Annotated in this window: 12 protein-coding genes; 7 read left to right on the forward strand and 5 right to left on the reverse strand. The window is 50.4% G+C overall.

Going from position 1 to position 12205, the window contains the following annotated elements; all coding sequences use genetic code 11:
* Positions 1-77: 77 nt before the first annotated feature.
* A complete protein-coding gene (locus NXS97_RS01625; protein ID WP_033766331.1) occupies positions 78-371 on the reverse strand; it encodes a hypothetical protein in 294 nt (97 codons plus the stop codon).
* Positions 372-1008: 637 nt separating this feature from the next.
* On the opposite strand from NXS97_RS01625, the gene NXS97_RS01630 reads away from it, so the two are divergent.
* Both NXS97_RS01630 and map read left to right on the forward strand, forming a co-directional pair.
* Entirely contained in the window at positions 1009-1251 is a 243-nt protein-coding gene (locus NXS97_RS01630; protein ID WP_013028065.1) for a ParD-like family protein, read from the forward strand.
* Positions 1251-2036, forward strand: a complete 786-nt coding sequence (gene map / locus NXS97_RS01635; protein ID WP_105087836.1) for a type I methionyl aminopeptidase — start codon at positions 1251-1253, stop codon at positions 2034-2036. The genes NXS97_RS01630 and map overlap by 1 nt, the downstream gene beginning before the upstream one ends.
* Positions 2037-2135: 99 nt before the next feature.
* On the opposite strand, the gene NXS97_RS01640 is transcribed toward map, so the two are convergent.
* Both NXS97_RS01640 and NXS97_RS01645 read right to left on the reverse strand, forming a co-directional pair.
* Complete coding sequence (locus tag NXS97_RS01640) at positions 2136-3194, reverse strand: diguanylate cyclase (protein ID WP_041457924.1); 1059 nt, start codon at positions 3192-3194, stop codon at positions 2136-2138.
* 189 nt (positions 3195-3383) lie between these two features.
* A complete protein-coding gene (locus NXS97_RS01645; protein ID WP_014333049.1) occupies positions 3384-3695 on the reverse strand; it encodes a hypothetical protein in 312 nt (103 codons plus the stop codon).
* Positions 3696-3865: 170 nt separating this feature from the next.
* Between NXS97_RS01645 and NXS97_RS01650 the strand changes: the two genes are divergently transcribed.
* Positions 3866-4552: a hypothetical protein gene (locus NXS97_RS01650; protein WP_116220100.1), complete on the forward strand. Its 687-nt coding sequence runs from the start codon at positions 3866-3868 to the stop codon at positions 4550-4552.
* Positions 4553-4841: 289 nt separating this feature from the next.
* Here the strand turns inward: NXS97_RS01650 and NXS97_RS01655 are convergent, their stop codons facing one another.
* The gene (locus NXS97_RS01655; RefSeq protein ID WP_116220099.1) at positions 4842-5663 is read right to left on the reverse strand and encodes a Cof-type HAD-IIB family hydrolase; all 822 of its coding nucleotides are present in this window, start codon (positions 5661-5663) and stop codon (positions 4842-4844) included.
* A gap of 223 nt (positions 5664-5886) precedes the next feature.
* Between NXS97_RS01655 and NXS97_RS01660 the strand changes: the two genes are divergently transcribed.
* Positions 5887-7146 carry a DUF1479 domain-containing protein gene (locus NXS97_RS01660; RefSeq protein WP_014604585.1) on the forward strand — a complete coding sequence of 420 codons (1260 nt, stop codon included), beginning with the start codon at positions 5887-5889 and terminating at the stop codon, positions 7144-7146.
* Between the two features lie 36 nt (positions 7147-7182).
* The gene (locus NXS97_RS01665) at positions 7183-7941 is read left to right on the forward strand and encodes a DNA-binding transcriptional regulator YciT (RefSeq protein WP_246872913.1); all 759 of its coding nucleotides are present in this window, start codon (positions 7183-7185) and stop codon (positions 7939-7941) included.
* 5 nt (positions 7942-7946) lie between these two features.
* Here the strand turns inward: NXS97_RS01665 and NXS97_RS01670 are convergent, their stop codons facing one another.
* Complete coding sequence (locus tag NXS97_RS01670) at positions 7947-8954, reverse strand: LacI family DNA-binding transcriptional regulator (protein WP_116220097.1); 1008 nt, start codon at positions 8952-8954, stop codon at positions 7947-7949.
* A 312-nt stretch (positions 8955-9266) separates the two neighbouring features.
* Between NXS97_RS01670 and ascF the strand changes: the two genes are divergently transcribed.
* Positions 9267-10715, forward strand: a complete 1449-nt coding sequence (gene ascF / locus NXS97_RS01675; RefSeq protein WP_116220096.1) for a PTS cellobiose/arbutin/salicin transporter subunit IIBC — start codon at positions 9267-9269, stop codon at positions 10713-10715.
* Between the two features lie 29 nt (positions 10716-10744).
* Positions 10745-12175: a 6-phospho-beta-glucosidase gene (locus NXS97_RS01680; protein WP_014333039.1), complete on the forward strand. Its 1431-nt coding sequence runs from the start codon at positions 10745-10747 to the stop codon at positions 12173-12175.
* The last annotated feature ends 30 nt before the right edge of the window (positions 12176-12205 follow it).

Genomic DNA, 12205 nt, shown 5'->3' on the forward strand with positions numbered 1-12205 from the left:
TGCACAGATCCGCAATTGTGTTAACCTGGCAATACAATCACGTTTTTTATTGTGCGCAGAGATATCGGGATAAAACGTCAGCTTTTACTGAAGGTGTAGTTAAACACTTTGCCATTTTTTGTCTGTACCGTAAGCGTTTCACCTGCCGAGGTAGCCAGCGCTCGGGCTTTACTGTATTTCCACATCAGTAACTGTTGTCCGTTGGGATACGGGGATTCCGTATCAGGCGGGCCAAACATCGCGATCAGATCCGCTCGGGTTGTCAGGCCTGGCCTGATTTTCTGAACGGTTGCTGTATCAACATTGCGACCCACTGAGCTGGAGCATGCGGCTAGCGCAAAGATCAGGCCTGTGACGAAGAGTGCTCTCATAAGTTTAATCCCGGTGGTTAAGTGCAACGTGAACACGCGTAATCCTTTTATGATGCTGTTTTAAGGCGTAAGAGCCCCGGATAAAATACCACCGCCTGCGTTAAACCTCCCGCACATTACCGCCACTCTGCACAATCCACACCGCGTCTTGGCAACGGACATCCGCAACCGGCCTGTAACTGAAGCAGGAGCAACAATCAGACAAAAACAAATCTCTGTCTGATTGTACCCAACCCATGAATTGCAGACCTCAGCGCGATGGCCAGGACGGAACAGGCGTGATGCGTCAATATCGCAGATTTTCAACAGTAGATTATGGTTCATGATCTGCTAAGTAACATGAAAAGTTAACCTGGGTAATGCCGCATAGGTTTATGAAGTTTAACCCGGTCAGAGAATGGTGTTTGACTTTGCTGATCGGTCACATCAAAGACTAACTCTGCCCGGCACGCCAATAAAAGGCGCGGGATCAGAACAGATTAAATACGCACTCAGACTGTGCCATGAAGTTAGAAATTCATCGCGCTACCGGAAGAATGGCGCTTTAGGCATTTTATGACCGGTTAATTCAGCTTTCACTGTCACCCCAATAAGCGTAACCTATATATAAAACGTATACATTACATATAGGCTTCACATGGGCATTGTAAAAATATCCGATCTGATGCATGAAAACTTACGCATCGCCAGCCAGGCGATGAGCCGCTCAATAAATGCGCAGGCTGAGCACTGGTTAAAACTGGGCATGCTGGCCGAGCTGTATCCCCAGCTGACACAACACGAGCTTGCTCAAACATTAATCCGCATCGAAATGAACGGCGGTGCCGATATTCGCCAGGTACTACATCATGCCGATTTAACCCCACAAGGAGAAGTGTAATGGGGAACGTTAAGATCCATTCTGCAGAAGAGATTGAAAAAGCCCGTGCTGCCGGGCACGCTGCCGCCCAGGTGCTGGCGATGATCACCCCTCATGTACGCCCGGGGATCACGACAGAGCAACTGGACGATATCTGTCATGATTTTATTGTCAATGAACTCAACGTTACGCCCGCCAATATCGGTTATCACGGTTACACCCGTACCACCTGTACTTCCGTTAACCATGTTGTTTGCCACGGGATCCCGGCGGCCAAAACATTAAAAGAAGGTGATATTGTGAATATCGATGTCGCCATTATTAAAGATGGCTGGTATGGCGATACCAGCCGAATGTATTTTGTGGGGACGCCATCCGTGCGTGCAAAACGGCTGGTGGATATTACCTATCAGTCCATGGTTGCAGGCATTAAAACGGTTCGCCCGGGCGCGACACTGGGCGATATTGGCGCCGCTATTCAGCGCCTTGCTGAGAGCGCGGGTTTTTCCGTGGTCAGGGAATATTGCGGTCATGGCGTCGGCGAGATTTATCATACCGAACCTCAAATTCTTCACTACGGCACGCCGGGCGAAGGAATGCCTTTACAGGCAGGGATGATTTTTACCATCGAACCCATGATCAATGCTGGAAAAGCAGGGACCAGTGTGCTTTCTGATGGCTGGACGGTGGTTACAAAAGATCGCTCGCTGTCTGCCCAGTGGGAGCATACCGTCGCCGTCACCGAGACGGGCTTTGACCTGCTCACGCCCTGGCCTGATGGCACTGGCGACTATCCGGCTATCTGATACTTATGCCGCCTCAGAGGAGGCGGCATTGATGACGGTCTGGTGATGTACTACGGATGGACGTTATCAAACCCCCGCGATGCGTTGTTCCGCTGGGGATCAGGCCCGCCATAATTTCAGGCCATTCCGCCCTGATCGTTTCACTTCATATAACGCTTTATCAGCGCGCCGCAGCCACTCATGTATTGAGTCGGCTTTATCAGCACTGGCAATGCCAATACTGACTGAACACCTGAACGTTACAGAAGCAGGCAGGCGTAATTGCCCAATGTTTCTTTGAAGCGATTCGGCCAGGCTGATGATGTCAACGTCATTCGAATCACGAATGATAACGCCAAGTTCATCTCCGCCAAACCGTGCCGGAATGTCTTTCATACCTACGCTGTCACGTAACAGGCCGGAAATTTCAGCCAGCAAAAAATCCCCGGCTTCGTGACCGAACGTATCGTTAACGTTTTTAAAATGGTCGACATCTATCAGTATCAGATACGCTCTGGTATCACCCCGCAAGGTGCGCAAAAGCTCGCTTTCAAGCCGGCGTTCGAACAAACGACGATTAGGGATTTCCAGACCGGGATCCATCAGCGCAATTCTCTCCAGCTCACGGTTCTTCTGACGCAGGCTCAACGTCAAATTGTGTGATACAACGCTGAGTGCCAACATATAGAATGTGGCCAGTGGAAGGGTAAGCCATGCTGTGCGCGTACTAAACTCCATCAAAACCGGCGCGCCTTCAATCGTCCATACCAGAATAAAGGCAAACAGAAATGCCTGCGCAGCAGAGAGCAGCTGAGGCCAGCCTCCTGCGGCGTAACGGTCGGCCATCAAAACCGCGATGATGACAAAGGACGGCATAGGACTCACGGCCATCAGCGCAATCCAGATACCGCCAAATGCGGCATCCAGCGTTAAATTTGAACGCTCCCGCGCGGTGGAGTCCCGTGATTTTACGGCAAGGCGGTATGCCAGATAAGGCCAGATAAGAACGTTGCTAATCAGTAATACCAATATCGCTGGTTCTTTCCCCAGTTCCAGGAGAACGGATGCAATCGGCAAAAAACATAAAAGCGTGCCAAGCTGGCGCATGGCAAACATGCGACGGACAAATCGCGTGGATCGCATTTTAAGATGATGATCATCAGGTGAGTAATAGGTCATTCGCACGCGTAATTGACAATATATTTAGCGCAGTTTATCCACAAAAAACGCCCTGCGCTTTAATTTTTAAGACTTTTACCCTTTATTTGTTATTGCCGTTATGATGACTTATGCCGATGATTTGGCCGGGTCCACATGGCCCAACGATCCATGTTATATCGTCAGGCCTTAGCGCGACTGGGCGTTACTTTATCTTCTGCGGCCTTTAGCCACTGAGGCGGACCAGTTGAAATCGCCGACTTCACTGGCCGTTAGCGAAGAGGGTTTCTTTTTCCTGAGCGGTTTTTTACTTTCTTTTTCTGCTTTTAACTTTTCATTAAGAAGTTTATCGGCCATGACCTGCTGACGAGCTTCGCTGTTTAACTCTTTCTCTTTTTTTGCATCAGGTTCTTTGCCGGTGCGTTGACGGTGCTTCTGCATCAGGTTTTGAAGAACTTCATTAACGGCGAGTCGCTCTTCATCACTGAACTGATCGATGGAAATCATTTTCTTGTCATTCATAATCGCTTTCCTCGTGGTGAGTTCATAAGCAGTGTACATCATGCCGTGCTCGCAAAGCGCATTACCTGCGAGTTAAGTGGCTCAGTCTGACAAGGTTAATCACGTTAAGCAGGTATCATTTCCCTTCAGGCAGACTAAAATAAGCGGAAATTTCAACGAGAATCGACGTCATGAAAATTCCCCTGCACAACGACCACAAACCTTTTATCACTGCCCTGCTGGATGAAACGGTAGAGGCGATTGAAATGCACTCACCTCAGGCTGAACATATCGAACGCGCCTTTACCGTCGCCCTCCAGCAACAGAACCGCGAAGCAGAGGCGGACTGGAAGCGCACGATAACCTTTTTGGCGCTATTCGTTTTTCTGTATGCCGCACTGGGCGCCTCATTAACGCTGGACCTGAGCCCGGCTGGCGCAAGCCACAAAAGCATTGAGTATGCTCTGGAGGCTGTTCCGGTACTGATTGCCTTTTCAGGCTTTTTTATCTCCGTACTGTATCTGTTTATTGTTCGCGCCGGTTCACGGCAACGCCGTAACTGGCAAAAAACGATTTTGATGCTGGAAAAATACACCCTCGGGAACCTGTTTAAACTGACGCACCAACAAGGTACCGGCACCAGCAACTATTCACTCTCATCGATTATGCTTGCCCTTTCCCTGTTCATTTGCCTGACCTGGTTGATTATCTATAACTATCTGACCTTCACCACCAGCGGCGTATTCGGTAGCGTGATTTCGTTATTTATTAGCACGATGGTTTACGTCATTCTGGATATTCAACTCCTCAAGCCCTGGCTGTCCGTTGCTGAAGCGGAGCCGTCAGGCACTGAGGATGAGAAGAAAGCGGATAAATAATGCCTGCCCGCCCGGCCTGGACCGGGCTTTTCGTGATTTTCTTGCCCAGACAAAGACGACGTCGATCTAACCGAACGGTGTTAAGAAAATCATTTAAAGTATGTTGTAACTATTCCCATTAACCTGTCTTTGCATGCGGTTTCTTTGCGCGGTACTGACATCCCCTGCCAGCACCTTATACAGTCCGAAAAGATCAAAAGCAGGCAAAATAAGTGACAGCGTCACGTTAAGTTTGTTTTTGAAGAGGCTCCCCTTCCGCGCTCATGATTGAAAAGCCGCCATTGCGGCGTTAATCAAAAGGGAATTCGCGCGCCAGCACTCTGGCAATGACGTTTAGCGCCCCTTCATCCTGATTGCTTTCCGTTTTAAACCGCGCAACGGTTGAGACCGACTCAACAGCATTGGCCATTGCAAAACTGAAACAGGCCTGGCGCAACATTTCGATATCGTTTGCACTGTCGCCGATGGCCACCACCTCACAATCGCTGATGCCCCATTTTTGTTGCAGCAAAGCAATACCATGTGCCTTGTGACAGCCTGGAATAATCAGGTCAATAAAGCCATAGCCGCTCGACACGGGGTGCATAATATGATCGATTTCACCGAGCTGGTTATGCAGACGATCCATCAGGCTGTCTATGCCTTCGTTGGCCAGGTTAAGCGAAAACTTAAAAATGGTGTCATCGATATCATAAAGATTATCGCGCTTTTCAAGTCGGTAATAATGATTGTTAAGCATCTGAACAACGCTGTCTGGCATTGAAGAATGGACATAAGCGCCTTTGCGTCCACAAACGACAGTGCTGATATCCGGCTCTTTTGCCAGGATATCCAACACGCGGTGCACGCTTTTCTTTGCCAGCTCACCACAAAAAATTTCATCATCGCCTTCTGATACCCACGCACCATTTTCGGCAACAAACGCAATGTCGTTTTTGATGTCAGGAAAGTAGCGCTGTAGCTGATAATATTGATTGCCACTGGCGACAACAAAGTGAATACCTTTTTGCTTTAGCAGGGCGTACTGGCGTGAAAAGCGCTGGACGTTGTACTGCTTGTTTTCGTCCAGAAACGTCCCATCCATATCCACTGCAATCATCCTTACTGCCATTGTCATCCCCCTTTTTCCCGGCCTGAACAGGCTCACTCATTTTTAAGCTTACTCGTTGAAGGGGATAATGAGAATTCCAGTCATCAAAAATCCTTCTGTTCGCTCACATTGTGCGCCAGTTCCGGTTTTCACCAACAGCAATCTGTTAAACATAGTGCTGACTTTCGAATGAAATGAAATAAACCTTCATATGTAAAATGAAAACACTGTTAAGGGCGCAGTCATGAATGTAAAGCTTCAGCACACAGCATTACCCACGGATATTTCAGCCGCCATCCGCCAGTTTAAACAGCAGATCCGTCAGCAGATTGGCGATGTTGAAGGCTTATTCAGGCAGGTTTGCCAGAGAACCGAGCAGGCGATAAGCGACGCAAAAGCGGAAGAGCGGCTAAACGGCAGCGCCTGGCCGGTTATTTCACCCGAGGAGATCACACAAGGGCTGACGCCTGAAACCCGAGAAAGCATCAAGCGCCGTGGCTGTGTGGTGGTTAAGCAGCATTTCCCACGGGAACAGGCGCTGGCATGGGATACCTCCATGCTGCGTTACCTGGACGAAAATCAGTTTGATGCACAGTACCGCGGCCCGGGCGATAATTTCTTCGGCAGCCTGGAAGCATCCCGCCCTGAAATCTATCCCATTTACTGGTCTCACGCACAAATGGAGGCGCGCCAGAGTCCTGAAATGGCCCAGGTGCAGTCATGTTTAAATCGCCTGTGGACGTTTGAATCCGGGGGCCAGCAATGGTTCGATCCGGACGTGAATCTTATCTATCCGGATCGCATTCGTCGGCGACCGCCAGGAACAACCTCGAAAGGGTTGGGCGCACACACTGACTCCGGCGCGCTGGAACGCTGGCTGTTGCCCGCTTACCAACGCGTTTTTCGATCGATTTTCGACGGCAATCTTGAGCATTACGACCCGTGGCATGCTGCACATCGCAGCGAAGTGGATGAGTTCGATGTTCCTGATACCACAAAATGCTCGGCTTTCCGGACGTTTCAGGGATGGACGGCGCTGTCCGATATGATGCCGGGTCAGGGCTTACTGCACGTGGTTCCCGTACCGGAGGCCATTGCATATGTGCTGCTGCGCCCATTGTTATCGGATGTCGCTGACGATGAATTATGTGGTGTTAAACCGGGGCGCGTACTCCCGATTAGTGAAAAATGGCACCCGCATTTGGTAAAAGGATTATGCTCCGTACCGGCGATCACCGCAGGCGATTCGGTATGGTGGCACTGTGACCTGATTCATGCGGTCGCACCGGTTGAAAATCAACAGGGATGGGGAAACGTTATGTATATTCCCGCGGCGCCAATGTGTGATAAAAACCGCGCTTATGCGCATCAGGTGGCGAGTGCACTTGAGCAGGGTCATTCCCCTGCTGATTTTCCGCCTGAACATTACGAGGCCGGCTGGAAGAACCGGTTTACCCTCGCCGATCTCAATTCGGTGGGTAAACGTGGACTGGGTTTAGCCTGAAACCAGTGAGACTCAACGTCAGAGCAGAGAACCATGATGAATACGCGTCAGCAGAAAATTATTGAACTGGTTAATACCCGAGGCAACGTCGCCGTCAGCGAACTGGCTGAGCTGGCCGGTGTGTCGGAGGTTACCATTCGCCAGGACCTCAACCTGCTGGAAGAAGAGCGGGTTTTACGTCGGGTTCACGGTGCGGCTCAGGCATTAGACAGCGACGACGTTGGCGTGCGAATGCATACCCGCTATGGGATAAAACTGGCGCTCGCCCGTTATGCAGCCGGGCGGATTAACGATGGCGAATCTGTATTGATCGAAGGCGGCAGCACCAACGCCCTGCTGGCACGTATGCTGGCCAGCCGCAAAAATTTGACGTTAATCACCGTAAGCCATTATATCGGCCATCTGCTTAAAGACGCGGCCTGTGAAGTCATTATTCTGGGCGGCATGTTGCAAAAGCGCAGCGAATCAATGACGGGGCCCTTAACCCGGTATTGCGTACAGCAAATGCACTTCCATAAGGCCTTTATTGGTGCAGATGGCTGGCACCCGGAAACCGGCTTCACCGGGCGGGATATGCTGCGATGTGATGTCGTGGATGCCGTGCTGGCTAAAGGTGCAGAAAGCTACGTTCTGACCGATAGTTCTAAATTCGGGCAGATCCACCCTTATCCCCTGTCTCCCGGTTTTCAGCCCGGTCACGTCATTACGGAAAAGGGGCTTTCTCAGGACGTGGTGGCCGGACTCACGGCACAAGGTATCGGGTTAATACAGGTCGCGATCGACTCAGCACAGTAAAGGCATCAGATGATGCCGGTAATGGAATCACGCACAACGAGGCTGCCCTGATAGGGAGTAAACGGCGTTAATTCACCGCCATCCAGCATAAAGACCAGTCGATTAATGGTGTCATTGATCATATCGGTAACGGGAAATTTAACACTGGAGAGCGCAGGCGTTATATAAGGGGCCAGCGGAATGTCATCAAAGCCAATGACCGAGACGGTTCCAGGTACAGCAATATTATTTTCTGTAAGCTGTTTGATCGCCCCGATAGCCATTTCATCATTGCTGGCGACGATAGCACTAAAGGGCTGTCCGCTCGCCAGCAATGTTTTCACCGCCAGCATCCCACTTTGCGCCGTCCATTTGCCCTGCACAATTAGCTGCTGATTAACTGCGATTCCCTGGGTGTGAAGCGCGGTTTTATAGCCCGCAAGTCGCTCCTGACTGGTCGGCGAATCCAGTGATCCCGTAATAAATGCAATATTACGATGGCCCTGTTCAATCAGGTAACTGACGGCCCTCTGGCTGGTTGCCTGCTGATCGCTGTAAATACAGAAGCTGTCATTAATTCGCAGACGACGATTAATGACCAGCACAGGCTGCTTGTGCTGCGAAATAATCGCATCCAGCTCGTCGATGCTGAGAAAACGCGGATAGATGATAACGCCATCGCAACGTAAATCGAGCAGAAACTGGATGGCAGCGCGCTCCTGCTCAGCGGTATGTTTGCCATCGGCCAGGATCAACTGCCGATTTTGCTGCTCCATAATTTTGGCTGAGTAAGACATTAACTCACTGAAAATGTTGCCACTGTACAGTGTGTTGGTTACAACCAGCCCGATGGTTTGGGTACTTTTATTTGCCAGATTACGTGCCAGCAGATTAGGTCGATAGCCTGTCTCCGCAATGGCCAGCAAAACCCGTTCCCGCTTCTCCTGCCCTACATAACCCTTACCTGACAACACCCGCGAAACTGTCGCTTTTGAGACGCCGGCGCGTTTTGCTACTTGTGAAATGGTTGTCATGTTATCGCTGCCAGAATCTTCTGAGTAAATGGAGTTTACCTAAGCCTTTCATTATTTGAAATATTTAGCCTTAATGTCGTGCCGCGTGCTTCGCCACTCAAAGTGATTATCATCACAAAAATAACATCAGCCTATTTTACACTCTTGTTTAAAGGGCGAAATCTCTTCATGATTTTGTGAAACCGGTTTCCTATTTAGCCGCACCGTGGGTCAGATGCAGAGTAAGGCAGGCTGACTGGCGAAGTAAAACAACAACACGACGGCCAGAGCGGAAACCCGAGCGCACTTTCCTCTTCCCTACGAGATAAAATCATGCCAGGAAATTATGCAGAGATTTCACAGGCTATCGTCAGTAAGCTGGGTGGCCTGACTAATATCAGTGCGGTAACCCATTGCATGACCCGCCTGCGTTTTGTGGTGAAGGACGACCATCTGGTTGACCTTGCCGGCCTGAAAGCCATTAACGGCATCATGGGCGTTGTTCATACCGATACTCAGTTACAGGTGATTATTGGTAATGAGGTAGCAAAGGCTTATCAGGCCGTGCTGGCATTAGGCGAACCGCAGTCAGACGGCGCCGCGCCCGTGAAACGCAAAATGACGCTTAAAAGCGTAGGCGCCGGCATTCTGGATGCGCTGGTTGGCACTATGTCACAGCTGATTCCGGCTATTATCGGCGGTTCAATGGTCAAGCTCCTGGCCATGATACTGGATATGGCTGGCGTATTTGAGAAAGGCTCATCAACCCTAATCATACTTAACGTGATAGGTGATGGTGCCTTCTTCTTTTTGCCCATTATGGTGGCTGCGTCTGCCGCGCTGAAATTCAAAACCAATATGTCACTGGCTATCGCCATTGCTGGCGTGCTGGTGCATCCCAACTTTATTGACCTCATGGCTAAAGCCGCACAGGGACAACACGTCGACTTTGCTTTTATCCCGGTCACGGCGGTGAAGTATACCTATACGGTGATACCGGCGCTGGTGATGACCTGGATTTTGTCTCACATTGAACGCGGAGTGGATCGTATCACCCCTGCAGTGACAAAAAACTTCCTTAAGCCTATGTTGATCGTGTTGATCGCCGCGCCGATCGCCATTGTATTGATAGGCCCGATTGGTATCTGGATCGGCAGCGGGATTTCCGCTCTGGTTTACACCATTCACGGTTATCTGGGCTGGCTTTCTGTGGCCATTATGGGTGGGCTGTGGCCGTTGCTGGTCATGACAGGTATGCATCGGGTTTTTACTCCCACCATCATCCAGACCATTGCCGAAACGGGTAAAGAAGGCATGGTGATGCCTTCTGAGATTGGCGCCAATTTATCGCTTGGCGGCTCGTCGCTGGCGGTGGCCTTTAAAACAAAAAACCGCGAATTACGTCAAACCGCGCTGGCGGCGGCGGCCTCCGCTATTGTGGCTGGCATTTCCGAACCTGCTCTATACGGCGTGGCAGTGCGATTAAAACGCCCCTTAATTGCCAGTTTGATCAGTGGATTCATTTGCGGTGCCGTGGCCGGCATAGGCGGTCTGGCCAGCCATTCAATGGCTTCTCCGGGTTTATTTACCAGCGTCCAGTTTTTTGACCCGACCAATCCCCTGTCGATTGTCTGGGTTGTCGCGGTAATGGTACTTTCCGTGGTGCTGTCGTTCATTCTTACCCTGATTCTGGGTTTTGACGATATTCCAGAAACCACCCCTCCGGCGCCATCACAACCTGGCGCATCCCCCGAACAAACGAAAGCGGCTAACGCCAGCTGATCATTAATGACCCTGTTAAAGAGGATTTCATGTCTGAAGCAACATTCCCTGAAGGCTTTTTATGGGGCGGTGCCTTATCCGCCAATCAGTCAGAAGGCGCTTTTCTTGAAGGCGGGAAAGGACTCACTACCGTTGACATGATCCCCATTGGCCCCACGCGTATGCCAGTAAAGCTGGGGCAGGAAAAACGCGTTGAGTTGCGCGATGACGAATTCTATCCCAGCCATACTGCGATCGATTTTTATCATCGTTATCGGGAAGATATTGCCTTGATGGCAGAAATGGGCTTTACCGTCTTTCGCACCTCAATTGCGTGGAGCCGTATCTTTCCGCGTGGCGATGAAAGCACGCCGAATGAACAGGGCCTGGCTTTTTATCGTGATATGTTCACCGAGTGTCGTAAACATGGCATTGAACCTTTAGTGACGCTCTGCCATTTTGACGTTCCCATGCATTTGGTTACGCAATACGGTTCGTGGCGTAATCGTAAAATGATTGAGTTTTTTGCCCGCTATGCCCGCACCTGTTTTGACGCATTTGATGGGTTAGTGAAGTACTGGCTGACCTTTAACGAAATTAACATCATGCTGCACAGCCCATTTTCGGGTGCCGGATTGGTGTTTGAACCCGGTGAAAACAGTGAGCAGGTTAAATATCAGGCAGCTCACCACGAACTGGTCGCGAGCGCCTTGGTGACAAAAATCGCGCATGAAATCAACCCTGATAATCAGGTGGGATGCATGCTGGCAGGTGGCAATTTTTATCCCTGGTCGAGCAAACCTGACGATGTCTGGGCGGCGCTACAAAAAGATCGTGAAAACCTGTTTTTCATTGATATTCAGGCGCGAGGTGCTTATCCCGCCTACGCTGCGCGCCTTTTCCGCGAAAAAGGGATTCAGATTGAAATGGCAGACGGTGATGCGGATATACTCAGGCATACCGTCGATTTCGTGTCGTTCAGCTATTATGCATCCCGATGTGCTTCGGCCGAGATGAATGACAACAATAGCAGCGCGGCAAACGTGGTGAAATCCCTCACCAACCCGCATATTCAGCGGAGTGAATGGGGCTGGGGCATCGATCCGCTTGGCCTGCGCATCACCATGAATATGATGTATGACCGTTATCAGAAGCCGCTTTTCCTGGTCGAGAATGGCCTGGGCGCACGCGATGAGTTAACGGAGAAAGGCGAAATTATTGACGATTATCGTATCAGCTACCTGCGCGAACATATCCGGGCGATGGCCGATGCGATCGGAGACGGTATTCCTGTTATCGGCTATACCACATGGGGCTGTATCGATCTGATTGCCGCATCAACCGGCGAAATGAGCAAACGTTACGGGTTCGTTTATGTGGATCGTGACGATCGTGGAGAAGGCACGCTGGCCCGGCGGCGGAAAAAGTCCTTCTGGTGGTATAAAAAGGTGATAGCAAGTAACGGCAGGGATTTGGATTAATCGTACAGCGCGCTTCAGCCTCTTAACCGA

The sequence above is a fragment of the Pantoea sp. B623 genome, assembly GCF_024814475.1.
Lineage (GTDB): Bacteria > Pseudomonadota > Gammaproteobacteria > Enterobacterales > Enterobacteriaceae > Pantoea > Pantoea ananatis.